The following is a 24,905-nucleotide window of genomic DNA, read 5'->3' on the forward strand; positions in this document are numbered from 1 at the left end:
TCTCTGTCACTTGGCTTGATTGGTAGGCGAGAGCAGCCGGATTGCGTCCGGCGGGATCGCGACGCCGGAAATGGCATCGCGAATGCGGGTTTCCAGGCGGATCGATCCGTCCGCGACGGAAAGGTCGAGGCGCCGGGCCGAGCCGAGGAAGCGGTCGGCGACGACGGCGCCGGTAAAGGCGTTCGGTGTTTCATCGCCGGCGCCGGCAAGTGCGACGACGTTTTCCGGACGCACCAGCACCACGACGGCCGAGCCCTGATCGCGGCCCTGCGTGTCGCAGGCGAGAATGCCGACGGGGGTGCTGACGCGGCCTGCTGCAACGATGGTCCCGCGCCACAGATTGGCGTCGCCGACAAAGCGGGCGGTCTCCTCGTCTGCGGGCGTGTCGTAAAGCTCGCGCGGCGGCGCGACCTGGACCAGCCTGCCGTCGCGCATCACGGCCACGCGGTCGGCGATCGAAAGCGCCTCCTCCTGATCATGCGTTACCAGCAGGGTGGCGATGCCGGCGGCGCGCTGCACGCGCAGGATCTCGTCGCGCATCTCCACGCGCAGGTTGGCATCGAGCGCCGAAAGGGGTTCGTCAAGCAGCAGCCCGCGCGGTTCGAAGACCAGCGCACGGGCCAGCGCTACGCGCTGCTGCTGGCCGCCCGACAATTCGCGCGGCCCGTTCTCGGCGCGATTTGCCATTCCGACGCGCTGGAGCGCGGCGTGTGCCCTTTCCCGGCGTTGGGCAAGCCCCATGCCTCGCACCTTGAGCGGATAGGCCACATTTTCCCATGCGCGCATATGCGGAAACAGCCCGTACGCCTGGAAGACGATGCCGAGATCGCGGCGTTCCGGCGGCAGCGCCGAGACATCCTTGCCATCGATCACCACGCGGCCTTCGCCAGGCGCGAGGAACCCCGCCAGCAGGTTGAGCAGCGTCGTCTTGCCGGAACCGGAAGCGCCAATGACGGCCACGAGCTCGCCGGGCTTAACGTCGAGGGACACGTCGATCACGCCGGCCGCGGCGCCGGGATAGCGGAACGAAACATTGTCGAACTGGAGCATCAGCCCGCCCTCCCGCCTGCCGCCGCTCGCGCGGTCAGCGAGCTTGCCACGGATGCCATTGCAGCTTGCACCAGCAGCACCACGGTTGCCGCGCACGCGAAGCCGGTCGCCCCATAGAACGCCTGAAGCAGGACCACCGGGTAGGGTCGCGACAGGAAGCCCGAGATCAGGTTGGAAATCTGGAATTCTCCGATCGACAGCGCGGCCACGGTCAGGAGCGACGATGTCAGGCTGGCGCCCAGAAGCGGCACGATCACGTCGCGGGCACGCTGGAAGAAGCCCGCGCCAAGCGAGGCGGCCACCCCCTCATAATCGGCCAAGCGCATCTGCTCCATGTCGGCAAGCAAGGTGGTGACGCTGTAGGGCAGGGTCAGCACGAGATGCGCGGCCACCAGCAGCCAGAAGCTGCCGAGCCACGGCAGCGTATCGGACGAAAAGACGAGGATGAAGCCGAAGGCGAGAACCAGTTCGGGCGCGGCGACGGGCATCAGCGCGGCCAGGCGCGCGGCAAACCGCACGCCGCGATGGGCGGCCGAGTGGATCGCGTAGGCGAGCGGCAGCCCGACGACGACGTTGAGCGCGCAGGTGGCCGCCACCACCTGAAGGCTGGTGGTGAAGGCGCGCCTGAAACTCGGATCGCCGGCGATTTCGAGATACCAGCGCCAGGTGAAGCCCTGCGGCAAAAGCGTGTTGCTCCACACCTCGCCGAACGATCCGACGAACAGCAGCAGGATCGGCGCGGCTAGAAATATCAGATAGAAGACAGTGACAAGCAGCACGTGACTTGGTCTCCAGCCCTGGCGATCCCGCAGTGGAAGTTTTTGATCACATACTTCCCCTACATGGGATGGATGATAGATTTATGACAAATCAGGCGCCCGGCTGACGCAGAATGTACGCCGCCATCCGCTCCAGCGCCTCGTCGGCACTGCCGCACAGCGTCGCGCCCTCGACGACGGGGGCATTTCCGAGCGCCAGCACGGGGCGATTGAAATGCAGCCCCAGCGCCATTTCCGACAGCGTGCCGTGGCCGCCGCCGATGGCGATGAGGATCTGGCAGCCACGCGCGATGATGGCGTTGCGTGCCGGGCCTATACCGGTCGGGATGGGGATAGCCACGTAATCGTTGGCCGCGGTCCACTCCTCGTCGGGCAGCAGCCCGATCGGCATGCCGCCGGCTTCCGCGCAGCCCTTGCAGGCGGCCTCCATGACGCCATTCTTGCCGCCGCAAAGCAATTGCAAGCCGAGGCGGGCGAGTTCGCCACCGAGGCGTTCGGCGATCGCGAGTTCGTCGTCCGTCGCCAGCTTCGGACCGATGATGCCGATGGGAACCCGCCGCATCCCGCCATTGCCGGCGAGCGCATGGAGGGCTTCCAGGGGTGAAACCGACACCGCGTCGGCCGGCGTCTGCGCCGGTTTCCAGGCCAGTGCCCAGGCGTCGAAACGCCCTGCCGGTCCGTAGAGCGCCTTTCCGGAGGCGGACCACAAAAACTGCATGTTCACGATTGTTCTCCTCTTGCCGCATGGCATATCATGCGCGCAGACAATATGGAAGATAACTTACACATTTTGAAGCGGCCCGCTGAGGATATCGACGGATGGACACGATCACCGAACGGCAGGCGCGTATCGTCGAGATCGTCAGCCAGCAGGGTTTCGCAACGATCGAGACCCTTGCAAGGGATTTCGGCGTGTCCACCCAGAGCGTGCGGCGCGACATCATCAGGCTCGATGCCGACGGTCTGCTGCAACGCTTCCACGGCGGCGTCGGGGTTCGCGAAACATCGGCGCGCATGGACTATGCGGAAAAACGCACCGTCGCCACGGACGCCAAGCATCGCATCGCAGCGCGGGCGGCGCTGCTCGTTCCGGAAGGTAGCGTGGTCTTCCTCGATGTCGGCACCACCGTGGAGGCCGTGGCGCACCAATTGAGAGAAAAGCAGCGCCTGCGTGTCTTCACCACCAGCCTGGCGGCCGCGAACATCCTTGCCGGCCGGCCGGGCATCGATCTGTTCATGCTGGGCGGCTTCGTGCGCGGCCCGGACGGGTCGGTCGCCGGCGAGACGACCCTGTCCATGCTGTCGCGCTTCCGCTTCGACTACGCGGTGATCGGCTTTTCCGGCATTGACCGCGACGGCGCCCTGATGGACTACGACCTGGAGAAGGTTGCGGTAAAGCAGGCCGCGATGGAACAGTCCGGCCAGACGCTCGTCGTCGGCGACGGTTCGAAGTTCCGAAAATCCGCAGTGGTGCGTTTCGCGGTCGGATTGAAGTCACTTGTCTATGTGACTGAAACGCAGCCGCCCGAGCACATATGCGAAAAGCTTGGGGGGCAGTTCGTCATAGCGGAGTGACGACAGCCCAATACGCCGGTGCCCAATCGAGTCTCTGCCAGCATGGTCCAGAGTGGTGTTCGCGCATCGAATCTTGTTCTCCTCAACAAAACGTTGATCTCTTCAACAAAATGTAGTCTCCTCATTTCGTCGGCGTTGCCGCACAACGGGAGTGAGATGATGAAATACAGCAGATTGATTGCCGCCTGCGCCATGGCGGCCGGAATGCTTGCCTCGTCCGCAGCCTATGCTCAGGACACAGCTTCGGGCACCTCGAACACGCTGGAAACCGTAAAGGAGCGGGGCACGCTGATTTGTGGAGTGATCGGCACAAGTCCGGGCTTCTCCTTGCCGGACAGCCAAGGCGTGATGCGCGGCATCGACGCCGACCAATGCCGCGCCGTGGCAGCGGCCACATTGGGCGACGCGGAAAAGGTGCAGTGGGTTCTACTTTCCCCGCAGCAGCGCTTCACAGGGCTTCAGTCAGGTGAAGTCGACGTGCTGTTCGCCAACGTCACATGGACGATGACGCGCGAATCCCAGCTCGGCCTGCAATTTCCCAACATCTATTATTACGATGGCCAGGCCTTCATGGTGAAGTCGTCGCTGGGCGTGAGCAGCGCGCTCGAACTGGATGGCGCAAGCATCTGCATGCTGACCGGCGGCACTTCGGAACTGACTGTTCAGGAGTATTTCGCTGCCAACGACATGACGTATACGCCGGTGGTTCTTTCCGAAGGAGAGGAAGCACGAGCGGCATTCCTCGCTGACCGATGCGATGCCTACACGATCGACAGCTCATCGCTCGCAGGCTTCAAGGCAGCTCAGGGCGACGCAGGGGCAGATTTCATCATCCTCCCCGAACGGATGACTGCAGAGCCGCTGGGCGGAGCCGTGCGGAAAGGCGACGAACGCTGGTTCGACATTGTGCGCTGGACACATTTCGCGCTCGTCAATGCCGAGATTCTCGGGATCAACAGCGAGAACGTCGAGAGCTTCATGACCAGTGAGGATCCCCGTATTCGCCGCTTCCTCGGCATTGAGGGCGAACTGGGCTCTACCCTTGGCCTTTCCAACGATTTCGCAAAGGCGGTGGTCAGCGAGGTCGGAAATTTCGGCGAAATCTGGGAGCGCAATGTGGTCGGTGTCGACCGTGGTCTCAACAATGTCTGGACCAATGGTGGCCTGCAATACGCACCCCCCTTCCGTTGATGGTCAGCGGTGCGACGATGGCGCCATGCCATCGTCGCGTCCGATAGGCTCCGCTCCATGTCCAGAGAAACAGTATCGGGCCTCCGGCGTCCGGACACGACGACAAGCCTACGGTCGCTCGCCCTTCAGGCTGGGTTGATCCTGGCGATTGCCTGCCTTGCCTGGTTCCTTGTCGCCACGACGCTTGCCAACCTCCAGGCACGCGGCATCAGCACCGGGTTTGCTTTCCTCTTCCGCCCGGTCAACATGCCAATCGCGCATAGCTGGCTGGAGTTTGCGCCAGGCGTGCACACCTACGGACGCGCGATCTTCATCGGGTTCCTCAACACACTCACCGTCTCGTTCGTCGTCATCATCATATCGACCATCGCAGGCGTTTTTGTCGGCATTTCTCGTCTGTCACCGAACTGGTTGCTGGCACGAACCTGTGGCGCGTATGTCGAGGTGGTGCGCAACGTCCCCGTGCTGCTTCAACTGGTCTTCTGGTACCAGTTGCTCCTCCAGCTTCCCGGGCCCCGCAATGCCATCACCATCGTTGACGGCCTCTACGTTTCAAACCGTGGCATCCGCTACCCCACGTTTCTCGCTGTCGAGGGTGGCAGCCTCGCCGCCAGCGCGCTTCTGATCGGCTCCGTTCTGATCGCCTCGTTCGCCTATCTACGAAGCAGGAGCGAGCGCTCACGTCTCCGCAACGTTGCGCTGCTTCCGGCGAGCATTGTGCTTGTCGTCTCGGTCCCGCTCTTCATTCTCCTCGTATCCGGAACACATATCTCTCCCGACATCCCCGAAATGAAAGGATTCAACTTTTCCGGTGGGTCGTCTCTGACGCCAGAGCTCTCCGCGCTCGTGATCGGGCTGTCGATCTATGCTTCAGCATTCGTTGCCGAGATCGTTCGCGCAGGCATCCTCGGCGTCCCGAAAGGACAATGGGAAGCGGCGGAGTCGCTTGGATTGAACCGGTCCCAGACGATGCGAAAGATCGTGCTGCCGCAAGCCTTGCGCATCATCGTGCCTCCACTGACGAGCGAATATCTGGGGATCACCAAGAACAGTTCACTCGCAGTGGCGGTTGGCTACCCCGACCTGGTCGCCATCATAAACACGATGATCAGCGACACTGGTCAGGCCGTAGAAAGCATTGCCATCATCATGGCCGCGTTCCTCACCATAAGCCTCTCGGTGAGCGCTTTGATGAATTGGTACAACCGACGCGTCGTGCTGGTGACGCGATGACAGATCGGGCGGCCACGGATCGATCACCTGTCTCCGTGGATGTCGGCGACGGGATCGTTATGCGTCCGCCAGTGGACCGGGGCCCTCTCGCGTGGGTGCGGCACAATCTGTTTAGTTCAGCGGCATCAGGCGCAATCACCCTGGCCATGCTCTTCGTCCTGGGATGGCTTGGTTACCGATTCCTGGATTGGGCTGTCTTACGTGCCATCTGGACACTGCCGGGCTCGACCATCGCCGACACGCAGCTCTGCAGGGTGGAAACGGCAGGCGCGTGCTGGGCGCTGATCCGAGAGAAATACAGATTCATTCTTTTCGGCCTGTACCCCTATGACGAGCAATGGCGACCGCTGATATGTGTCGGAGCCTTCATCAGCCTCTATGTCGTTTCGGTCGACCGGCGGCTCTGGGGATGGAAAATCGTGGGAATCTGGGCCATCGGCTTGTCCGCGATCTTCCTGCTGATGCGCGGCGGGGTGTTCGGCTTGCGGTCGGTATCCGAGGATTTGTGGGGTGGCCTGCCGGTGACCCTCATGCTCGCCACTTTCGGAATCGCGCTGGCGTTCCCGATCGCGATCCTCGTGTCGTTGGGTCGGGCGTCCGAAACCAATCCGACCCTGCGCACGCTCTGCACTGTCTATGTCGAGATCATCCGCGGAATCCCCCTCATCAGCGTCCTATTCATGGCAAGCGTGATGTTCCCGCTATTTCTGCCCGATGGCCTGACTGTCTCGAAGCTGCTGCGCGCACAACTCGGCATCGTGGTGTTTGTCGCCGCCTATCTTTCGGAAACGATCCGTGGCGGCCTTCAAGCCGTGCCCGCCGGCCAATACGAAGCCGCCAAATCCCTGGGCCTCGGCTACTGGCGCATGACCGCGTTCGTAATCCTTCCTCAGGCACTGACCATCGTGCTTCCTCCGATCGTCAGCCTGTGCATCGCCTTCTTCAAGCACACCTCGCTGGTGATGATCATCGGAATCTTCGACCTGCTGAATGCAGGCAAGCGGTCCATCGGCGAGCCTGCTTGGCAAGGGTTCGGCGCCGAAGCCTATCTTTTCGTCGGAATGATCTATTTCGTGTTCTGCTTCGCGATGTCTCGATATGGGCAACGCCTGGAGAAGAGGCTCAAGCGATCGAGATGATTGAAAATTCTACTGTACGAGGCGGTCCCCACATGGATCTGGATGCAAGAGCCGTGCGCGCTGATTTCCCCTATCTCGATGAGAGGATCTACCTCAACACGGCATCCACCGGCATTGCCCACCGTGGCACGGGAAAAGCGACGGCACGCTTCTTCGACGACATGTACAGCCGCGGTTTCGATGGCAAGGACCGTTGGCGATCCGTCACAGACGATGTAAAGGCGCAGGTGGGACGGCTCGCACGGGTGCCCGCCGAAACCGTGGATTTCGCCAGCAGCACCACGGACGCGCTGAACCGACTTGCGCTCGCATTGCCTGTACGTGCGGGCGACCGTGTGGCGTTCTGCGAGGATGAGTTTCCGTCCGTCAGGGCGGTAGCGGAACTACTCGCCAGACGTGGCGCGTCGCTACACCCGGTAGCGGTACCCGGCGAGGTTGACAGAACCCGCGTTCTGGCCGACGCAGCGTCCGTCAGCCGCTTTGTCCTCGCCTCCCACGTTCATTGGGAAACGGGAACCAAGATCGATCTCGCGGACATTTCGCGGGCGACGCGATCGGCAGGCGGCTATCTGATCATCGACGGCATCCAGGCTCTTGGAGCAACGTCCGTGGACGCCGGACTGGCCGACGCCTACGTGGCTTCCGTCTTCAAATGGTTGCTCGCCGGCTTCGGTCTCGCCATCAGCATCGTTGGCCCGCGTCTGGCGGGAATTCTCGAGCCGGCGATCCGCGGCTATGCAAACCCTGCTCCGTCCCGGCAGCTGGGCCCTAGCCATGCCAACTATCCCGGACTGTTTTCACTGCAGTCGTCCCTTGGCTACCTCGAAGTGCTTGGATGGGAGACCATCTATCAGCGCAACGCGGCGTTGCGTAGCCACCTGATTTCCAAGCTCGATGAGTTTGAAGCAGCCATCGTCACGCCAGAGGCGGCTGCCGCGATCGTGTCGATCCGCTGCCCTGATCCCCAAGGCTACGCCATCCGGCTTGCCGACCGTGGCATAAGTGTCGAGGCGCGAGGCGCATGCCTGCGCGTCTCGCCGCACTTTTATAACAGCGAAGCCGATATTGATCACTTCGCGTCGATCTTTCACGACCTTCACGAGGAAGAGAGCCGATGACCGCCAGTCAACGCCTCAGAGAACTGGGCATCGAGTTGCCAACGGTCTCGGCGCCGCTTGCAGCTTATGTTCCCACGAAGCGCACCGGCAACCTGCTCTACATTGCCGGCCAGGGACCGATTGTCGACGGTCGCGTTGTAATGCACGGCAAGCTTGGACGCGATCTGGATGTTCGACAGGGTCTGGAAGCGGCGCGGCTTTCGGCGATCAACGCGCTCGCCGCCATGGCCTCTGCTGTTGGAGACCTTGACGGGATCGTCCAGATTGTGAAGCTCAACGGCTATGTGAACTGCGTCGACGAATTCGAGGATCAGCATCTTGTCATCAACGGCGCCTCGGAGCTTCTCGTGGAAGTATTGGGAGAACGCGGGCGTCACGCCCGCGCGGCAGTCGGAACCAATGCCTTGCCACTCAACATGCCGGTCGAGATCGAGTTGATCGTTGAAGTGGCGCCCGGCCGCTGAGGACTGAAGAGGCCACGGTGATAAGCCCCAGAACCGCACGTGAACGCGAACTCGTAATCGAAACCCTCAAATGGGTCGTCGAGGGAATGCAACACATCATTGGCGGCGATGTGGAGGTGGTTCTCCACGACCTGTCGAGACCTGGCAGTTCCGTCGTGGCGATCGCCAACGGTCACATCACCGGACGGGTGACCGGCAGTCCCATTATCAGCGGGCCCTTCGACGATCTGGGGCTGAAGAAGTTGCTGTCCGGGGAGTTTGCGGAAACCGGCAAGTCCTATTCGATCATCAGTGACTATCGTACCCGGTCTCGCGTCGGGCAGCCACTGGACTCCACCAGCATCATTCTGCGTGACGATGGCGGCGAAGCCTACGCGGCGTTTTGCATCAACGCCGACAGGAATCGCCTGCGAGAACTTGATACCGTCGTCAGGGGGCTCCTGAACGCCGTTGTCGGCCCATCGCAGGCTGCTACGGAAAGCGAAAGCGCCAACGTCGACGATCTCGTGCAAGAAATCATCCAGTCGGGCATTGCCGCCACCGGCAAGCCGGCAGCGACGATGACACGCGAAGACAAGATGGAGGCGGTGCGCCACATGAACGATCGCGGTCTTTTTCTGATCCGATCCAGCGTCGACCTTGCTGCATCCCATCTCGGGGTGTCACGATTCACCATCTATAACTATCTTGACCAGCTACGCGGACAGACTGCCAAACCTGGTGGCAAGTGACTCTCCCCCTGCAAGCCACGGCGCGAAAGACGCGCCGCGGCTCGTGTCGCGCGGTGTCACCTGCCGTAGGTAGCCGGATCGATCTTGCTCCAGATTTCGTCGACCAGCACCTTCGCAAGCGCCTCCTCGTCCATTCTCACGTCCTGCGTAATTTGGGTCCACTTCTTGGAAAGCTCCGTGAACTGGGCCACCTTGGCTTCGGTATCAGAAAGTCCGTACGTCTGCTCGAGCGAAACTGCTGCCTCGCGCGCGTCATTGATGATACAGCGGTGCGACGAGTCAGTATTACTGCGGCACGCCGCAAGGGGCTGCTTTCTGCGATAAGTGCAGCGCTGACGGTGGACGAAGGCGCTTGCAATTGCTCATCTTGATGCCGTGCAAGGGTACAGCGGCTTGATCCGGTCAATACCGGAGATCACATTGGTTCGCGTGATCGCCCGATCTGTCCCAGATGACTCGAACCGAAACCGTCGGCATATTTGAGCCCGTACCCCAGCGCGCGGTCGAAGCCGATATGGGCAGCCCATGTCAGGCCGATCGCCAAAGCGTGCGGAACGGGCGTGAACACGCCAAGAGCGATCAAGGCAAGGGGTACGCCGTACCAGTGTGCTGCGTTGTAGACTGCGGCTCCAACCTTTGGCCCAGCGAGGTATCCCGCCATGAAAAGATCGGGGGCCAGGAACAGGATCGCGAACAACCACCAGCTTGCGTCCAGCCTGGCATAGGCGACAGCCGCCGCCGCGAGAACCAAAAGACCCTCCAGTCGCAAGATCAGTTTCGGCGCTCCCGTGACCACTCCAGCCATGATTCGATCTCCAACAGTAGAGGCGGGCGGATCTCACCGTGTTGGATGCGGCCCCACGGTAAACAACCCGCCTTTCGTAGCGTTGACCTCCGCATGCCAAAACACTGCGGGCAGCCTGCACCGCTACGACCTCCGCATGATTGTCGTTGATGGATTGATCTCACGCAATGCTGTCGTTCGAGGGCAGCGCGCGCAACAGATGAGAGGCGCGAAGATCGCGCATCGTGCACGCTTTACTCATGCGCGTCGGACGAACCGGCACGCCGGTGTTACGGCGGCGCATCGCACCGCCGCACCGTCTGGCTTAGCTGTGCGTGATCTTCGTGCCGAGCACATTGAGGCATTCGCGCATGAAGGCCGCCAGGCCTGTCCAGCCCTTGGCGGAGACCATGTTGCCATCGACATAGGCTTCGGTCGGCTTGACGTCGATATAGATGCCGCCCACGGCGGTGACCTCTGGCTCGCAAGCGCCGAGGCCCGCGACTTTCCTGCCCTTCAGCACGCCGGGCACGGCCATCAGGATCTGGACACCGTGGCAGATGGTGAAGATCGGCTTGCCGGTCTCGTGAAAATGGCGAACCATGTCCTGGATGCGCTTGTCGGTACGGATGTATTCCGGTCCGCGCCCGCCGGCGCAGTAGACCGCGTCGTAGTCCTCGAGCCGCACTTCCGAAAAAGTCTTGTTGATGTCGGCATAGTGGCCGAGCTTTTCGGTATAGGTCTGGTCGCCCTCGAAGTCGTGCAGCGAGGTCTTGATGCGGTCGCCCGCCTTCTTGTCGGGGCAAACGACGTGGACGGTGTGACCGACGGCTTCCATGCCCTGCTGGTAGACAAAGATCTCGTATTCTTCGGTAAACTCGCCCGTGAGCATCAGAATTTTCTTGCCGGCCATAGCAGGTCTCCTCTCATGTGGCAGATGGGTGGCACCCGGCCGGAGCCGGGTGCGCGCAGGATCGGATCAGAATGGAGAATCGGGGAAATAGAACTGATCCGCATTCTCCGGCGTGATCAGCGGCGCGTCCAGAAGGAAGGAGCCGCGCATCGGCGCCTGTCCCGAGAACTGGCCCGCGGTCATGTAGATGGCGGACTTGATCATGGACGGCGGATAGGGCGTGGAGATCGGCGTGCGCTCGTCGCCTGCCTTGACCATCTCGATCACCTGCTTCATGCCGTTGCCACCGAGTGCGAACTTGATGTCCTCGCGGCCGGCCTGGTCGACCGCTTCCAGGACACCCAGCAGCATGTCGTCGTCATTGGCCCAGACGGCATCGATCTTCGGATACTTGGCCAGATAGTCCTGCATCAGTGTGAAGGCCTCGTCCTGATTCCAGTTGGCATACTGGATGTCGAGGATCTCGATATCGGTCTCGGCGATGACGTCAGAAAAGCCCTTGATGCGCTCGTCGTCGATGACGGTTGGAATACCGCGCAGCACGACGATCTGGCCTTCCCCGCCGAGCTGGTCGGCAAGCCAATGCGCGGTGTTGGCGCCGACGGCGATGTTGTCGCCGGCGACATACAGGTCCTGGATCGACGGGTCCGTGAGGCCGCGGTCGACGACGGCGATGAAGGTGCCGTTGGCCTTGACCTGTTCGACCGGGCCGGTCAGCTCTTCCGAGGTGAAGGGCAGGATGACGAGTGCGTCGAGATCCTGGGTAGCCGACAGATCTTCAAGCGAAGAGACCTGCGCGGTCGCCGACGATGCGGTCGACACGATCACGTCGATGTTCGGGAAGGCCGCTTCGATTTCCTTTTCCGCCTGCTCGGCGTGGTAGACGACGCCGCCGGTCCAGCCGTGGGTGGCCGCGGGGATCGAGACGGCGATGGTGACGTCGCGCTCCTGCGCCTGGGCCGCGCCGAGCGGCACGATGCAGGCGACGGCGACGGCGACGGCGGATGCAAGCATCCGGGCCTTTCGGGTGATTACGTTCATTGCATTCTCCTCCGGTTAAGTAATCAGCCGCATGGATTCAGCGGCTGCTGGTGAAGCGGTGCGCAAGCATGGCGATGATGATGATCGCGCCTTGCACCGCAGCAACGAGGTATTCCGAGACCAGGTCCGAGAGGACCATGACGTTCGCGATAACCTCGAGGATGAGCGCGCCGGCGACGGTGCCCCAGACGCGTCCCTTACCGCCGCGCAGAAGGGTGCCGCCGATCACCACCGCGGTGATGACCTGCAGTTCCCATAGCTGGCCGGTGGTAGGCGTCGCGGCACCAAGGCGCGGCACGTAGCATATGGCGGCAACTGCCACGCACAGGCCCTGGATCACGTAGGCGGTGGTGCGAACACCGCCGACATGGACGCCGGAAAACCGGGCGACTTCCGCGTTGGAGCCGACGGACGTGACACGGCGACCATATTTGGTGCGGTAGAGCAGGAAGGCCGCGACCAGGATGACACCCAGCGTGATGAGCACGGGATATGGAATGCCCGTGAAGTCGCCGAAATAGACCGGCCGGTAGGCTTCGCGAAGGCTCCGGTCGATCGGCAGCGAACCGCCATCGGTCATGAAGGTGATGAAGGCCCTGAATATCCCCATCGTTCCCAGCGTCACGATGAACGGTTCTATGCGCCCGAGCGTGATGATGAGACCGTTGAACAGGCCACACAGCGCACCGACCACCAGCGCGACGCCGGCCCCCATGACGATCGCCCAATTGCCGAAGGACGGAGCCAGGCCGTTCATCACCATGATCATGATGCCGGTGACGAAGGCCATCATCGAGCCGACCGAAAGATCAAGGCCGCCGGACGCAATCACGAATGTCGCGCCAACCGCGATGATCGCGATGAAGGCGCTCCGCGTGATCACGTTGACCAGATTGGCCGAGGACAGGAAATTGGAGTTGATCAGTGCACCGAGAATGACGATCACAGCCAGCGCGATGAATGGAGCAAGGTCGCTCCAGCGGATGCGGCTGCCTTCAGTGGCCGCCGCCGCATTTGCGGTCGCGGTCGTCATGTCAATTCTCTCCCTCAGTGCCATGCCGGCTGCTTGTCGCGGCATAGACGACGTTCTGTTCGGTGATCGCATCGCCGGCCAGCTCGGCGACGATCCGTCCGCCGCGCATCACGAGCACACGGTCGGCCAGTCCAACCAGCTCCTGCATCTCCGAAGAAATCACGATGCAGGCCTTGCCGGCACGCGCCATCGCATCGATGAAATCGTAGATCTGGCGCTTGTTGCCGATGTCGATGCCGCGCGTCGGCTCGTCGATGATCACCACCGACGGATCGGTCATCATGACCTTTGCCAGCAGCAGCTTCTGCTGGTTGCCACCGGAGAGCTTTCCGGCTTCGAGCGCAAGCGAACGCACGCGGATGTCATATTCGGCGACCGCGGATCGCAATGACGCAAACTCTGCGCGCCGCTCGAGCACGATGCCCGGACTGGTTTTGTCCAGCGCCTGCAGCGTCAGGTTTGGCGCGAGTTTCTCATCTAGGAGCAGTCCCTTGCCCTTGCGATCTTCGGTGAGATAGACGAGGCCTGCCTCCATCAGTCGGCCGACCGAACGGTGGGAGATTTCCTGTCCATGCACCACGACCTTTCCGGCGTGGGAGGGGCGAAGGCCCATGAGCCCTTCGAAAAGTTCGGTGCGCCCGGCGCCGATCATCCCGCCGAAACCCAGAACTTCGCCAGGATGCAGCGCGAAGGACGCCTTCGCGTCGCCATGGTCGACCGCCAGATCGGTGACCTCGAGGATCGGTGCCGCGGATGCCGGCGGACGCTTCGGCGGATAGAGCATCGACAATTCACGACCCACCATCAGCTCGGCCATCTCGCGCTGACTGAGGCCGGCGGCGGGCCATGTGCCGATCATCTGGCCGTCGCGCAGCACCGTGACACGGTCGGCCAGCGCCTGCACTTCGTCCAGGCGGTGCGAGATGTAGAGGACGCCGACGCCTTGGTCGCGCAGGTCGCGGACAATATCGAGAAGGGCAGCAACCTCGTCATTGGCCAGCACCGCGGTGGGCTCGTCGAGGATCACGACCTTGCGATCCTCCAGAAGGGCGCGCGCGATCTGCACAAGCTGCCGTTGCGCCAGCGGCAGGTCGCCGAGCCGGTCACGCGGGCGGGCCACGGAGCCGACACGCGCCAGAACCTCGGCGCTGCGCCGGTTCATCTTGGCGTCGTCCACCATGAAGCCGCGCGCGATTTCGCGGCCGAGAAACAGGTTCTGCGCCACCGTCAGGTCGGCCGCGAGCAGGATCTCCTGATGAACGAGCACGATGCCTGCCGCTTCGGCTTCCACGGCATCGGAAAAGGCGACGGCCTCGCCATCCATGTGTAACTGTCCAGTGGTCGGCTTCACATGACCGGACAGCAGCTTCATCAAGGTGGACTTGCCCGCCCCGTTTTCGCCGATGATCGCGTGGACCTCGCCGGCCCGGATATCCAGTGAGACGTCCGAAAGCACGGTTATCGCGCCGTACGCCTTGCCCAGGCCCTCTGCCCGCATGGTGGCGGGCGCAGAGATGGCGGCGTCGCCTCGCGCAGGTGAGTGCTGGTGTGCGTTCATTCGAATGCCGCGAGCAGGCGATCACGCGACCGCTCGATATGCGTGTACATTGCGGCATGCGCGGCCTGAGGGTCGCCCGCCCTGAACGCGGCCAGCAGCGTCTCGTGCTCCTCCAGCGCCTCCTGCGTCACCCGCGAGTGGAACATCAGGCGGAAGATGTGCAAGTGCACATGCTGGTTGAACAGCGTGTTGCGGATCACCTCGTTGCCGGCGATCCTGAGGATGGCATCGTGGAAATGCGCATCGGCGCGGGCAAAGCGCGAATAGCGGCTGTTGCGATCCACCGGCGCTGCGCCATTGCCCATGTCGGCTGCAGCTTCTTCCAGAAACTGCAACGATTCCGGCGTCATGTTGAGCGTTGCGAGCCGTGATCCCTCGGGCTCGAGCAACAGCCGGAACGTGTAGAGATCGTCAAACTGCTTGCGCGTCAGCTGCGGCGCTGCGCTGTAGCCGATGAGGTGCTCCTTGCGCACCAGGCCCTCGCGCTCCAGCCGGCTGAGCGCTTCGCGGACCGGGGTCTGGGACACGTTGAGCTCACGCGCAATGGCATCGATCGGAATGCGCGAGCCCGGCGCCATCTCCAGCGCCATCAGCCGCGTGTAGATGCTGTCGTAGACACCATCCACGACGCTGGATGGGCGAATACCCGCCGAATTTCGATCTCGCTCCGCTGCCAGCGCCACCTCGCACCTCCTGGTCGATGAACCTTGACATGGCGGATACGTCACACATAGGCTATCAGATGTCAAATACAATATCGTATATGATCTGATATAGGATTTTGGCGGCGGCCTTCTGCCGAGTGGGCGCGAGGGGAACAGACTGCCGGAAACGGTTGCGGGCGGAGGCCATGGGCTCCGTTCGGCCGATCCTTGGATGACGAAGTTCCGGCGCTGCGCCGGCGAACACGGGGAAGGAACCCACAGCATGGATCTATTCGGGACGATGCGGGCGCCGCGGGAGTTGGTCTTCGGAGCCGGCCAGCGCCATGCCCTGGGCCGCATCGCAGGCAAGCTCGGGCGGCGCGCACTTGTCGTGACCGATGCACGGCTGGCCGCCGATGCGGATTTCCTCGGCATGATGGCGCAACTCGATGAGGCCGGGATGGCCGTGCAGATCGACAGCTCCACCCTGCCCGACGTTCCCGTCGATTGCGCCAGCGCCAGCGCCCGCGAGGCAGCGGCGTTCAAGCCCGACCTTGTCATCGGCGTCGGCGGCGGCTCGTGCTTGGACATGGCCAAATGCGTGGCCATCCTCCTGACCCATGGCGGGAAGCCGCAGGACTATTATGGCGAATACAACGTGCCAGGGCCGGTACTGCCGCTGATCGCGATTCCCACGACGGCCGGCACCGGTTCGGAGGTGACACCCGTCGCGGTCCTCTCGGATGCCGAGCGCAGCCTCAAGGTCGGCATCTCGAGCCCTTTCCTCATCCCCACCGTCTCGATCTGCGATCCGGATCTGACGGTGAGCTGCCCAGCGGGCCTCACCGCCATCGCTGGGGCGGATGCGCTCACCCATGCCATCGAGGCGTTCACCGCGCTGCGCCGCGAGCCGATCCCCGGCATTGCGCAGGAACGCGTATTCGTCGGCAAGAACGCAATCTCCGACCACTTCGCGTTGCGTGCCATCGGGCTGCTCTGGCAGGGGCTGGAAGCTGCCTGCAGCAATGGCGCCGACCGGCCGGCGCGCGAGAAGGTGATGATGGGCGCGACGCTCGCCGGCCTTGCCTTCGGCGTCGCCGGAACCGCGGCCGCCCACGCGATCCAATACCCCGTCGGCGCGCTCACACACACCGCGCATGGCGCGGGTGTTGCCTGCCTGATGCCCTATGTGATGCAGTGGAACGCGCCCGAGATCGGCCCGGAGCTGGACCAGATCGCGCACGCGCTGGGCCTGCCCGATGCCGACGCGGTGATACCCGAAATGGCCGCGATGTTCGCCCGCATCGGCATCCCCGCCACGCTGCGCGATCTCGGGCTGGCGGAAGACAAGCTCGAATGGGTCGCCGAGCAGAGCTGCGGAATTGCCCGGCTGATCCAGAACAATCCCCGGCCGCTCGACCAGCCGGACATGCTTCGCCTCGTCGGCGCCGCCTATTCGGGCGACCGCGCCGCCCTCACCTGACTGTAAAGGACCTTGGAATGACGATCCAAACCACCGTCGCCAGCTTCGCCGATCCCGCCCTCCATGCACACGGCCTCTATATTGGCGGCCAGTGGCATGCTGGAGCGGGTATCCCGGTGCTCAACCCGTCGACCGGGGAGATGCTCGCCGAAGTGCCGGACGCTTCCGTCGAAGATGCAATGCGCGCCGTGGCGGCAGCGGACGCCGCAGCCGCCGGCTGGCGTGCGACGCCCGCGCGCCAGCGGTCGGAAATCCTGCGCAGATGGTTCATGCTCATGATTGAGCATTCAGAAGATCTCGCCCTGCTGATCGCGCTGGAGAACGGCAAGGCTTTGTCCGATGCGCGTGGCGAAGTCGCCTATGCTTCGGAGTTCTTCCGCTGGTATGCGGAGGAAGCCACCCGCATCCCCGGCGAGTTCCGCCCGACCCCTTCGGGTTCACACAAGATACTGGTCGACCACGAGCCGATCGGCATTTCGGTGCTCATCACGCCATGGAACTTCCCTGCGGCAATGGCGACGCGCAAGATCGGGCCCGCGCTCGCTGCCGGTTGCACGGTCATTCTCAAGCCTGCTTCCGAAACGCCGCTGACAGCCTATGCAATGGCGCGGCTGGGCGAACTGGCGGGCGTCCCGGCGGGCGTCGTCAATGTGCTCACCACCGCCAATCCCGGCCCTGTCACCAATGCCATGCTTGCCGATCCACGGGTGCGAAAACTGTCCTTCACCGGCTCGACCGGCGTCGGCCGCGTGCTCCTCGCGGAGGCGGCGAAAACCGTCGTCAGTTGCTCGATGGAACTGGGTGGCAATGCGCCGTTCCTCGTCTTCGACGATGCCGATCTCGATGCCGCGCTCGACGGCGCGATGATCGCCAAGATGCGCAACGCCGGCGAAGCCTGCACTGCCGCCAACCGCTTCTACGTGCAGGCTGGCATTCACGACGCTTTTGTTCAGGGTCTTACGAAGCGCATGGCCGCGCTGAAGATCGGCCCGGGCTACGAACCCACCACGCAATGCGGCCCGATGATCACGAAAAAGGCCGTCCAGAAGATCGACCAGCTCGTCTCGAACGCGCTGGAGCGCGGCGCACGCGCCACGACTGGCGGTGCTCCCTTGCCGGGAAGCGGATATTATTATCCGCCGACGGTGCTGGAAAACGTGCCCGTCGACGCGGCAATCGCGCATGAGGAAATCTTCGGGCCGATTGCCCCGGTCTATCGCTTCGACACGGAAGAGGAAGCCATCCGCCTCGCAAACGACACCGAATACGGGCTCGCCGCCTATGTCTATACGCGCGACCTGACGAAGGCGATGCGGGTGGGCAGGAACATCGAGACCGGCATGCTGGGCATCAATCGCGGCCTGATGTCGGACCCGGCGGCACCCTTCGGCGGCGTCAAGCAGAGCGGCCTGGGACGCGAGGGCGGCGTCACCGGCATTCTGGAGTTCATGGAAGCCAAATATTACGCTGTTGAACTCTAAAAAGGGCAAGCGGGGAGCAGCGCATGAAAGGCGACGACCTCTATCTGATCCGAGATTTTGTTCCTGATTTCGATGCGATCGCATCCGAGTTCGCGGCGCGCAGCCGCGCGCTGTCCGGCAGATCGAAGCTGCGCGCCGACATCGCCTACGGACACCGACCGCGCGAGGTGCTCGACGTCGCCTTTCCCGAAAGACAGGCGGCCGGCGCGCCTTTGCACGTCTTCGTCCATGGCGGCTACTGGCGCTCGGGCGAGAAGGCCGATTACCGGTTTGTGGCGGAACCGGTCCTGGCGGCAGGCGGCGTCGCTGCGCTGGTGGAATATGATCTGATGCCGGGCGAGCGGCTGGAGGTGCTGGTGGGTCAAGTGCGTCGCGCACTTCATTGGCTGCATCAGCACGCGTCCGATTTCGGAGCAGACCCCTTTCGCATCACCGTCAGCGGCCATTCCGCCGGCGCCCACCTCGCCTCTTTCCTCGCAGCCACCGGCCCCGCCGAGACCGAAGCGCCGGGCGCACCCGCGCTGCATGCGATGATGCTTGTCAGCGGCATCTACGAGCTTTCCGGGATTCCGGGCAGTTTTCTCCGCGACGAAGCCCGGATGACTGCCGAGGAGGCCGCCGATTGGTCGCCACTCGGGTCGACCCATCATTCTGGCCCGCGCCGGGTGCTCGCTTATGGCGGCAACGAAACCGCGCCGTTCCTCGACCAGGCCCAAGCCCTTCACGACGCGCTGCAAGGCGAAGGACAGCCGGTTGACCTCGTCGCCGCGCCGGGTCTCAATCACATGAGTGTAGTGCTCGATCTGGGCGACCCGAAAGGCGGGCTGGGCCAGAGGCTTGCCGATATGGTGGCTTTAAGCTGATCCGGCGCGACTATGCCGTAGGTCTCGCCCCAGCCCCATCGGGTTGGGTTGTCTCGACGAAAGCTGCAGACGCGTTTCGTGCTTCACACAGCCGGGGCGGTGCGCGTGCGGAACGGCTTTGCCAGAAAAATTCCGACGCCAACCAGCAGGACCGACGCGATCAGGGCCAATTGGCTCGGATACAACGCCAGAAGTGCCGCTGGCATGAAAAACAGCCATGCCATCGGGCGGCTGCCTCTGAGCCGGATGCCGGATGTCAGCATCGCCGTTGCGACCACCAGCATCAGGCCAGACAACGCGGCTTCCGCAATATCCATTCCATCGCCCGACCACAGCATGCCCGGATAGGCGAGGAACATGAACGGCACGACATAGGTGACGGCGGCAAGGCGAACCGCATTGAGCGCGACAGGCCACCAGTGCACCCCGGCGATGCTCGCCGCCACGAACACCGCGATACAGACCGGCGGGGTGATCACCGAGATCGTCGCATAGTAGAAAACGAACATGTGGGCCACCAGCGGTTCGATCCCGACCGCGATCAACGCCGGCGCCATCACCGACGCGACCAGCACGTAGGCGGCGGTCGTCGGTATGCCCATGCCGAGGATCAGGCACGCGCCCGCGACGATGAGCCCGATCAGGACGATGTTCTGGCCGCCAATCGCCACTACCAGCGACGACAGCGTTACGCCAATGCCCGTGAGGTTGAGCAGCGAAACAAGGATCTGTGCCCCCGCCAGCATCACCCCGATGATGACGATACCGGCGCCGCCCTCGACCAGCGCATCGAAGAGCGTGCGCGCCGTTGAGGTCGGATCGCGGCGGCGCCACACATCGCCGATGACGAAGGGCACAACCATGCACACGATGCCCATCGCGGCGGAAAAGGCGACCGACCGCCCCGACGACAGCATCCAGATCAGCCCGCCAAGCCCCCCTATCACAGGCATCAGGCGGAACGGGTCGAGCGCTTCCCTGGCGGACGGTATCTCCTCACGCGGGACGAGCCCGACATTGGTTCGCAACGACACCAGGTGGATGGTCAGCAAGATCGCGATATAGAACATCGCCGCCGGGATAACTGCCGCCACGGCGATGCGCAGATATTCGACGCCGATCATCTCGGCCATGATGAAGGCTGCCGCACCGAGGATCGGCGGGGTCACCTGTCCGCCGGTCGACGCGACGGCCTCCACTGCGGCGGCGAATTGTGGCGGGTAGTTCAGCCGCTTCATCAGGGGGATCGTCAGCGTGCCTGTGGTCGCCACGTTCGCCACCGCGCTGCCGTTTACCGTGCCGAACGATGCCGACGCGATCGTCGCCATCTTGGCTGCGCCCCCAATGGAGCGACCGGAGACCAGCAGAGCGATGTCCATGAAGGTCTTGCCACCGCCCGTGTGAAGCAGCACCGCGCCGAACAGCACGAAAGAGGCGATCAGGGTGGCGGCGAGACCGGTCAGCGAACCCCATACGCCGATGTCCGAAAGGTAGATCGTCTCGGCCACGAAATAGAGATCGAACCCGCGATGGCCCAGCCTCCCGGGGATGAGATGCCCCAGGAACACATAGGCAAGGCCGACGATCACCAGTATCGGGAAGGCAAGCCCGACCGTGCGGCGTGCCAGTTCAAGCAGCACGATCACGAGCCCGGCCGTCAATCCGAGTTCGACGGGAGACGCCATCGGCAGCGTGGTCATGATCCGGTTGGCGTTGAATGTCACATAGACGGCCGCAGCGACCCCGATGAGCGCCAGGATGGCGTCAAGCGCAATCGACCAACCGCGCGGCCGTCCTCCTGGCCTGAGCGGATAGCTGAGAAAACCCAGCATCAGGAGCAGCGCGACCATGATCGATCGCTGCACGAGGGAATCAAACTGCCCAAAATAGGCGGTCCACAAGACGAACACGCCAATCGTCGCGGCGACTATACGGCGGGCATTCTCAACCATGGCGCGGCTCGCAGCAAAGGATGGCAGAGCCGGCACGGGCCGGCCCTGCAGGCAACGGCATCAGGCGTCAAGGACGCAGGCGGTCAGGCACCTCGACGCCGATCTCCTCGAAATAGCGGATGGCGCCGGGATGGAGAGGCGACGTTGCGAGGGACATCGTCATTGCCGGGAGCTGCGAGCCCTTCAGCGAAGCGAAAGCCGACGCCTGTACGGTCTCGTCTTCCACCGCCGCCTTGGTGATGGCGTACGCCATGTCGTCGCTCATTTCCGGATGGGCGACGGTCGCGGTTCCAAATGCCCAGGTACGATATGCCGGATAGCCATCGCCGGCAGCGCCTTCTCCAATCTCGATAACCGCGAGGTTCGGGAAGCCATCCGCCACCGACTTTGCCTGCTCGTCGTCCAGCGAGAGCAATGTGATGGGTGTAAGGGTGGCGATGTCGAGGCTCGACGCGTCGAGACGTTCGCCGGCGCCGCTCTTGACGTAGCCGACTGCGCGATCGTCCTTGATGGAATCGACCACGTCGCCGGTCGAGCCGCGCACCCATTCCGGCTCGATGCCGAGTTGTGCGAACACCGCCTCGGTGGTCTTCTCGGTCGCCGAACCGGTGATGCCGGGATTGATGCGCTGACCCGCCAGGTCGCTGAGCGTCGCCAGGCCGGCATCCTCGCGCACGACAACGTTCTGAGGTGCGGAAGAATAGACCCAAAGCGTCAGCATCTTGTACGGCTGGCCCTCGAATTCGCCCTGTCCGCTCCATGCGTCATAGGCGACATTGGTGGTGACGAGGCCCATGTCGATCTGGTCGCGCTGGAGGCGCCTCAGATTGTCCATCGTCGCGCCCGTTTCCACCACGGTAGCGGATACGCCCTCGACATTGTCGTTGATGATCTGCGAGACCGCGACGTAGTAGCCATAGTGGCTCGACGACGACGACGATGAGCCAATCAGGATGCGATCCTGCGCTTGGGCGGCTCCAGATATGGATCCGGCAAGCGCCGCGGCGAGAATGGCTGTCTTCAACTGTTTCATGGTGTTCCTCCCTTTGGTTGGTATGCTTGACGTCAGGACGTATCGCCGGTGCACCCAAGCGCAGTGGCGAGTTCCGCCGGCATGCTCACTTCCATCGAAAGCAGATGGAACGAACTCGTCTTGCCGTGTGTGTCGAGATTGAGCGCGGAGTTGACGCCGCCCTCCAGGGCATCGTCGATCACGAAGTTGAGCGCCTGGAGATTGTCCACGACATAGCGCCTCACCTGCGATGCGCCGCGATGCTCGAACATCGCGAGCACGCGCTCCTGTGTCACCTCGCGCAACAGGATGGGCCAAGCCTCCGGCGTGTACGCGATGACGCTCACATTGAGCCGGTTGCCTTTGTCCCCCGCCCTGCCATGAGCGATCCGGTGCAGGGGGATATTGACGGTCGCGGTCATGTCGCTCCCCCGGTCATCTGGTAGCGCGGCTTGACCATTGATCGTGGTGCGAGGAAGGAAGCGGTGTTGATGCGCGCCTGCAGATGGCTGCGGATGCCGCCGCCGCCGGCAGGGCCGGTGCAGTAGAGCGCGGCGACTTCGCGCAGCGCATACTCCGCTTGCGCCTTCTCACGGGCACTGACCGCCATGCGCATTCGCACGTCGGCCGGCGCGGGCCAGGCGAAGCCGTCGGGGGCGCGGTTATCGCCACCGAAGACGCTGAGCGCGCCGATGAAGTCAAATCGCCGCCGCAATGAGGGGAATTTCGCTGCGACCCGCTCCTCGACGATCGCCGCCGCCAACTGTGCGCGAGCCAGGGCATTGGGGCCGGCATAGGATATCTCCGCTTCTCCAAGCCAATCTCCGGACACGCCCACCGTGGCCTTCAGCAGTTCCGGCGCCGGCCTGCCCCGCGCACCGCGCACGCTGACGCGGTCCTGGCCCGACTGGGTCAGCGAAACGCCGGTGATGTCCAGCACGACATCCGGCGTCAGATAGTCGGAGGGATCGTGTATTTCGTAGAGAAGTTGTTCTTTCACCGTCCGCAGGTCGACCACGCCGCCGGTGCCTTCTGGCTTCGTGATGACGAAGCTGCCGTCCGCCTCCACTTCGGCGATCGGAAAGCCGACATTGGCGAGGTCCGGCACGTCCTTGAAGCCGGGATCGGCGAAATAGCCGCCGGTGACCTGGCTGCCGCATTCCAGCAAATGGCCTGCCAGCGTGCCGGCTGCGATCAGATCCCAGTCATCCCAGCTCCAGTCGAAGTGGGCAACCAGGGGTCCCAGTGCCAAGGAAGGGTCGGCGACCCGGCCGGTCACCACCACCTGGGCACCGTGGCGGATGGCCTCCGCTATCTGACGTGCGCCGATATAGACGTTTGCCGAGATGATGTCGCTGGCGCAGTCGAGGGCATTGCTGTCCCCTTCCCAACGATCGAGCAGGGATAGATCGAGTCCGTCTCGGATGTCGTCGCCCTCGACGACGGCGACGCGCAGATCATGCAGGCCTTGGTCACGGGCAATGTCGGCGATGAGCGCCGCCGCGGCTCGCGGATTCGCGACGCCGAAATTGCCGACGATGACGATCCCCGACCGAACGCAATCGGCAAGCACCGGACGCACGAGATCGGCAAGCAGGGGGTCATAGCCCAGCGCGGGGTCGGACCGGCGCGCCAGATGTCCCAGCGCGAGCGTCCTCTCGCCAATGGTCTCGAAAATCAGCGCACCGCCGCGGCCATGCGCGTGAATCTGCCGCACGACCGGCAACGCGGCGTCCACGCGATCGCCCGAAAATCCCGATCCATTGCCGATCCGATACGTCAACGCCGCCCTCCCGCTTGAAACACTTATCGTAGGAATTATCGATAATGTCAACGATTGGATGAGCGCCCCGTTTGGCGCTATGGTCCAGCGATGCATTCGAGGCTCCCATGACCGACCATTTCCTTTCCGAAGCCAGGCGTGATCCGGGCCGCTGGGAACAGGTTTTTCGCGATCTCCAGCGCGAGATCATTTTCGGCACGCTGCGCCCACGTGAGCGGCTGGTGGAGGATGAGGTCATAGCGCGCCTCGATGCGACCCGGCATGCGGTGCGGCGCGCCTTTGCGGAGCTGGAGCGGGTCGGCCTTGCCGTGCGTTTGCCCAACCGTGGCGTCCAGGTGCGAGACTACACGCTGACGGAGGTGGAGGAGCTTTACGAGATAAGGGCGGTCCTGGAGGCGCAGGCGGCGCGGCGCATGCGGCTTCCGGCGCCAGACGACCTGGTCGCCGACCTACACGCGATTGCCCGCGCGCACGAGGATGCATCCAGGCAGGAGCGCTATCTGGACATCTTCCTTCTCAACAATGAATTCCATGAGAAACTGTACGGCCATTGCGGCAACGCCCAGCTGGCGCAAGCGATAAAGTCCTATACGTTCGCCACGCATCCCATCCGCAGCCGCGGCTTTCCGGATGCAGAACTGCGCCGGCTCGCGGTCGAGGAACACTGGCGCATTCTCGACGCCCTGTCGCACGATGATGCGGAACACCTCGCCGAACTCTGCATCGCCCACATCCAGCGACCGAAAGAATATTACCTTGCCGCCAACAGCCTTCTTTCTGGCGTTGCGCGATCCAGTCCCTAGGCTTGTATGGCAACTACGCGGCCGCGCAGGGCGCGAAGATCCGGCCACGCAGCGACCGCCATCGCTGATGCAGATCGATCTCCGAACAAGGCTTCACCGACATCGAGCCTATGCTGCCGTGACGTGCACGACTGCGCCCGCCCGGTTGACCGAAACAGCAGCCACACATGATGAGACGGTCATGTTGAGGAAGATGGTGGTGCGGGCACCGCATGTCGACATGCCCCCGGTCCTGCTCACCGACTTTTCGCAGTAGAAAAGCCGCGGCACGACCT

The 24,905-nt window shown here is 63.3% G+C and carries 26 protein-coding genes; 11 read left to right on the forward strand and 15 right to left on the reverse strand.

Going from position 1 to position 24,905, the window contains the following annotated elements:
- Positions 1-6: 6 nt before the first annotated feature.
- The 3 genes from AAFN84_RS17700 to AAFN84_RS17710 all read right to left on the reverse strand — a co-directional run bounded on the left by AAFN84_RS17700 (position 7) and on the right by AAFN84_RS17710 (position 2,547).
- A complete protein-coding gene (locus AAFN84_RS17700; protein ID WP_347515959.1) occupies positions 7-1,050 on the reverse strand; it encodes an ABC transporter ATP-binding protein in 1,044 nt (347 codons plus the stop codon).
- A complete protein-coding gene (locus tag AAFN84_RS17705) occupies positions 1,050-1,829 on the reverse strand; it encodes an ABC transporter permease (protein WP_347515960.1) in 780 nt (259 codons plus the stop codon). Before AAFN84_RS17705 ends, AAFN84_RS17700 begins: the two co-directional genes overlap by 1 nt.
- Before the next feature lie 91 nt (positions 1,830-1,920).
- Positions 1,921-2,547 (reverse strand): TIGR00725 family protein, encoded by a 627-nt coding sequence (locus AAFN84_RS17710; protein WP_347516220.1) that lies wholly within the window; start codon positions 2,545-2,547, stop codon positions 1,921-1,923.
- A 101-nt stretch (positions 2,548-2,648) separates the two neighbouring features.
- Between AAFN84_RS17710 and AAFN84_RS17715 the strand changes: the two genes are divergently transcribed.
- The 7 genes from AAFN84_RS17715 (at position 2,649) to AAFN84_RS17745 (ending at position 9,280) form a co-directional block, all read left to right on the forward strand.
- A complete protein-coding gene (locus AAFN84_RS17715; RefSeq protein ID WP_347515961.1) occupies positions 2,649-3,404 on the forward strand; it encodes a DeoR/GlpR family DNA-binding transcription regulator in 756 nt (251 codons plus the stop codon).
- Between the two features lie 159 nt (positions 3,405-3,563).
- Positions 3,564-4,595: an amino acid ABC transporter substrate-binding protein gene (locus AAFN84_RS17720; protein WP_347515962.1), complete on the forward strand. Its 1,032-nt coding sequence runs from the start codon at positions 3,564-3,566 to the stop codon at positions 4,593-4,595.
- A 57-nt stretch (positions 4,596-4,652) separates the two neighbouring features.
- The gene (locus AAFN84_RS17725) at positions 4,653-5,828 is read left to right on the forward strand and encodes an ABC transporter permease subunit (RefSeq protein ID WP_347515963.1); all 1,176 of its coding nucleotides are present in this window, start codon (positions 4,653-4,655) and stop codon (positions 5,826-5,828) included.
- 146 nt (positions 5,829-5,974) lie between these two features.
- Positions 5,975-6,967, forward strand: a complete 993-nt coding sequence (locus AAFN84_RS17730) for an amino acid ABC transporter permease (RefSeq protein WP_347515964.1) — start codon at positions 5,975-5,977, stop codon at positions 6,965-6,967.
- A gap of 32 nt (positions 6,968-6,999) precedes the next feature.
- On the forward strand, positions 7,000-8,085 hold the full coding sequence (locus AAFN84_RS17735) for an aminotransferase class V-fold PLP-dependent enzyme (RefSeq protein WP_347515965.1): 1,086 nt from the start codon (positions 7,000-7,002) through the stop codon (positions 8,083-8,085).
- Positions 8,082-8,549: a RidA family protein gene (locus AAFN84_RS17740; RefSeq protein ID WP_347515966.1), complete on the forward strand. Its 468-nt coding sequence runs from the start codon at positions 8,082-8,084 to the stop codon at positions 8,547-8,549. The genes AAFN84_RS17735 and AAFN84_RS17740 overlap by 4 nt, the downstream gene beginning before the upstream one ends.
- 17 nt (positions 8,550-8,566) lie before the next feature.
- The gene (locus tag AAFN84_RS17745; protein ID WP_347515967.1) at positions 8,567-9,280 is read left to right on the forward strand and encodes a PAS domain-containing protein; all 714 of its coding nucleotides are present in this window, start codon (positions 8,567-8,569) and stop codon (positions 9,278-9,280) included.
- 56 nt (positions 9,281-9,336) lie between these two features.
- Here the strand turns inward: AAFN84_RS17745 and AAFN84_RS17750 are convergent, their stop codons facing one another.
- The 7 genes from AAFN84_RS17750 to AAFN84_RS17780 form a co-directional block, all read right to left on the reverse strand.
- Complete coding sequence (locus tag AAFN84_RS17750) at positions 9,337-9,471, reverse strand: hypothetical protein (RefSeq protein WP_347515968.1); 135 nt, start codon at positions 9,469-9,471, stop codon at positions 9,337-9,339.
- 224 nt (positions 9,472-9,695) lie between these two features.
- Entirely contained in the window at positions 9,696-10,085 is a 390-nt protein-coding gene (locus AAFN84_RS17755) for a DUF4260 domain-containing protein (protein ID WP_347515969.1), read from the reverse strand.
- A gap of 304 nt (positions 10,086-10,389) precedes the next feature.
- A complete protein-coding gene (locus AAFN84_RS17760; RefSeq protein ID WP_347515970.1) occupies positions 10,390-10,977 on the reverse strand; it encodes a DJ-1/PfpI family protein in 588 nt (195 codons plus the stop codon).
- 66 nt (positions 10,978-11,043) lie between these two features.
- The gene (locus AAFN84_RS17765; protein ID WP_347515971.1) at positions 11,044-12,018 is read right to left on the reverse strand and encodes a substrate-binding domain-containing protein; all 975 of its coding nucleotides are present in this window, start codon (positions 12,016-12,018) and stop codon (positions 11,044-11,046) included.
- Positions 12,019-12,055: 37 nt separating this feature from the next.
- Positions 12,056-13,051 (reverse strand): ABC transporter permease, encoded by a 996-nt coding sequence (locus AAFN84_RS17770; protein WP_347515972.1) that lies wholly within the window; start codon positions 13,049-13,051, stop codon positions 12,056-12,058.
- 1 nt (position 13,052) lies between these two features.
- Complete coding sequence (locus tag AAFN84_RS17775) at positions 13,053-14,549, reverse strand: sugar ABC transporter ATP-binding protein (protein WP_347516221.1); 1,497 nt, start codon at positions 14,547-14,549, stop codon at positions 13,053-13,055.
- 56 nt (positions 14,550-14,605) lie between these two features.
- Positions 14,606-15,292 (reverse strand): GntR family transcriptional regulator, encoded by a 687-nt coding sequence (locus AAFN84_RS17780; RefSeq protein ID WP_347515973.1) that lies wholly within the window; start codon positions 15,290-15,292, stop codon positions 14,606-14,608.
- A 244-nt stretch (positions 15,293-15,536) separates the two neighbouring features.
- Here AAFN84_RS17780 and AAFN84_RS17785 point away from each other — a divergent pair, with 244 nt between their 5' ends.
- Genes AAFN84_RS17785 through AAFN84_RS17795 form a run of 3 tightly spaced genes read left to right on the forward strand, consistent with a single transcriptional unit; the run spans position 15,537 to position 19,080 of the window.
- Positions 15,537-16,736 carry an iron-containing alcohol dehydrogenase gene (locus AAFN84_RS17785; RefSeq protein ID WP_347515974.1) on the forward strand — a complete coding sequence of 400 codons (1,200 nt, stop codon included), beginning with the start codon at positions 15,537-15,539 and terminating at the stop codon, positions 16,734-16,736.
- A gap of 17 nt (positions 16,737-16,753) precedes the next feature.
- The gene (locus AAFN84_RS17790; protein ID WP_347515975.1) at positions 16,754-18,217 is read left to right on the forward strand and encodes an NAD-dependent succinate-semialdehyde dehydrogenase; all 1,464 of its coding nucleotides are present in this window, start codon (positions 16,754-16,756) and stop codon (positions 18,215-18,217) included.
- A gap of 23 nt (positions 18,218-18,240) precedes the next feature.
- Entirely contained in the window at positions 18,241-19,080 is an 840-nt protein-coding gene (locus tag AAFN84_RS17795) for an alpha/beta hydrolase (protein WP_347515976.1), read from the forward strand.
- Positions 19,081-19,163: 83 nt separating this feature from the next.
- Here AAFN84_RS17795 and AAFN84_RS17800 read toward each other — a convergent pair whose 3' ends face one another.
- From AAFN84_RS17800 to AAFN84_RS17815, 4 genes are all read right to left on the reverse strand, one after another.
- The gene (locus AAFN84_RS17800; protein ID WP_347515977.1) at positions 19,164-21,032 is read right to left on the reverse strand and encodes a TRAP transporter fused permease subunit; all 1,869 of its coding nucleotides are present in this window, start codon (positions 21,030-21,032) and stop codon (positions 19,164-19,166) included.
- A 67-nt stretch (positions 21,033-21,099) separates the two neighbouring features.
- Positions 21,100-22,065 (reverse strand): TAXI family TRAP transporter solute-binding subunit, encoded by a 966-nt coding sequence (locus tag AAFN84_RS17805; protein ID WP_347515978.1) that lies wholly within the window; start codon positions 22,063-22,065, stop codon positions 21,100-21,102.
- Positions 22,066-22,097: 32 nt separating this feature from the next.
- Complete coding sequence (locus tag AAFN84_RS17810) at positions 22,098-22,466, reverse strand: hypothetical protein (protein WP_347515979.1); 369 nt, start codon at positions 22,464-22,466, stop codon at positions 22,098-22,100.
- The gene (locus AAFN84_RS17815) at positions 22,463-23,827 is read right to left on the reverse strand and encodes an acyclic terpene utilization AtuA family protein (protein WP_347515980.1); all 1,365 of its coding nucleotides are present in this window, start codon (positions 23,825-23,827) and stop codon (positions 22,463-22,465) included. The genes AAFN84_RS17810 and AAFN84_RS17815 overlap by 4 nt, the downstream gene beginning before the upstream one ends.
- A gap of 107 nt (positions 23,828-23,934) precedes the next feature.
- Here AAFN84_RS17815 and AAFN84_RS17820 point away from each other — a divergent pair, with 107 nt between their 5' ends.
- Positions 23,935-24,630 carry a GntR family transcriptional regulator gene (locus AAFN84_RS17820; RefSeq protein ID WP_347515981.1) on the forward strand — a complete coding sequence of 232 codons (696 nt, stop codon included), beginning with the start codon at positions 23,935-23,937 and terminating at the stop codon, positions 24,628-24,630.
- A 108-nt stretch (positions 24,631-24,738) separates the two neighbouring features.
- On the opposite strand, the gene AAFN84_RS17825 is transcribed toward AAFN84_RS17820, so the two are convergent.
- The gene (locus tag AAFN84_RS17825) at positions 24,739-24,870 is read right to left on the reverse strand and encodes a hypothetical protein (RefSeq protein WP_347515982.1); all 132 of its coding nucleotides are present in this window, start codon (positions 24,868-24,870) and stop codon (positions 24,739-24,741) included.
- Positions 24,871-24,905 lie beyond the last annotated feature (35 nt).

This window comes from Mesorhizobium sp. CAU 1741, from assembly GCF_039839275.1.
In the GTDB taxonomy this organism is placed as follows: domain Bacteria; phylum Pseudomonadota; class Alphaproteobacteria; order Rhizobiales; family Rhizobiaceae; genus Aerobium.

Excerpts from the sequence above, each read along its gene's own strand:
- AAFN84_RS17765 (WP_347515971.1), bottom strand. The coding sequence starts at position 12,018 with ATGAACGTAATCACCCGAAAGGCCCGGATGCTTGCATCCGCCGTCGCC.
- AAFN84_RS17725 (WP_347515963.1), top strand. The coding sequence starts at position 4,653 with ATGTCCAGAGAAACAGTATCGGGCCTCCGGCGTCCGGACACGACGACA.
- AAFN84_RS17760 (WP_347515970.1), bottom strand. The coding sequence starts at position 10,977 with ATGGCCGGCAAGAAAATTCTGATGCTCACGGGCGAGTTTACCGAAGAA.
- AAFN84_RS17770 (WP_347515972.1), bottom strand. The coding sequence starts at position 13,051 with ATGACGACCGCGACCGCAAATGCGGCGGCGGCCACTGAAGGCAGCCGC.
- AAFN84_RS17720 (WP_347515962.1), top strand. The coding sequence starts at position 3,564 with ATGAAATACAGCAGATTGATTGCCGCCTGCGCCATGGCGGCCGGAATG.
- AAFN84_RS17820 (WP_347515981.1), top strand. The coding sequence starts at position 23,935 with ATGACCGACCATTTCCTTTCCGAAGCCAGGCGTGATCCGGGCCGCTGG.
- AAFN84_RS17810 (WP_347515979.1), bottom strand. The coding sequence starts at position 22,466 with ATGACCGCGACCGTCAATATCCCCCTGCACCGGATCGCTCATGGCAGG.
- AAFN84_RS17715 (WP_347515961.1), top strand. The coding sequence starts at position 2,649 with ATGGACACGATCACCGAACGGCAGGCGCGTATCGTCGAGATCGTCAGC.
- AAFN84_RS17740 (WP_347515966.1), top strand. The coding sequence starts at position 8,082 with ATGACCGCCAGTCAACGCCTCAGAGAACTGGGCATCGAGTTGCCAACG.
- AAFN84_RS17790 (WP_347515975.1), top strand. The coding sequence starts at position 16,754 with ATGACGATCCAAACCACCGTCGCCAGCTTCGCCGATCCCGCCCTCCAT.
- AAFN84_RS17700 (WP_347515959.1), bottom strand. The coding sequence starts at position 1,050 with ATGCTCCAGTTCGACAATGTTTCGTTCCGCTATCCCGGCGCCGCGGCC.
- AAFN84_RS17730 (WP_347515964.1), top strand. The coding sequence starts at position 5,975 with ATGCTCTTCGTCCTGGGATGGCTTGGTTACCGATTCCTGGATTGGGCT.
- AAFN84_RS17805 (WP_347515978.1), bottom strand. The coding sequence starts at position 22,065 with ATGAAACAGTTGAAGACAGCCATTCTCGCCGCGGCGCTTGCCGGATCC.
- AAFN84_RS17795 (WP_347515976.1), top strand. The coding sequence starts at position 18,241 with ATGAAAGGCGACGACCTCTATCTGATCCGAGATTTTGTTCCTGATTTC.
- AAFN84_RS17755 (WP_347515969.1), bottom strand. The coding sequence starts at position 10,085 with ATGGCTGGAGTGGTCACGGGAGCGCCGAAACTGATCTTGCGACTGGAG.
- AAFN84_RS17785 (WP_347515974.1), top strand. The coding sequence starts at position 15,537 with ATGGATCTATTCGGGACGATGCGGGCGCCGCGGGAGTTGGTCTTCGGA.
- AAFN84_RS17775 (WP_347516221.1), bottom strand. The coding sequence starts at position 14,549 with ATGCGGGCAGAGGGCCTGGGCAAGGCGTACGGCGCGATAACCGTGCTT.
- AAFN84_RS17735 (WP_347515965.1), top strand. The coding sequence starts at position 7,000 with ATGGATCTGGATGCAAGAGCCGTGCGCGCTGATTTCCCCTATCTCGAT.
- AAFN84_RS17710 (WP_347516220.1), bottom strand. The coding sequence starts at position 2,547 with ATGCAGTTTTTGTGGTCCGCCTCCGGAAAGGCGCTCTACGGACCGGCA.
- AAFN84_RS17800 (WP_347515977.1), bottom strand. The coding sequence starts at position 21,032 with ATGGTTGAGAATGCCCGCCGTATAGTCGCCGCGACGATTGGCGTGTTC.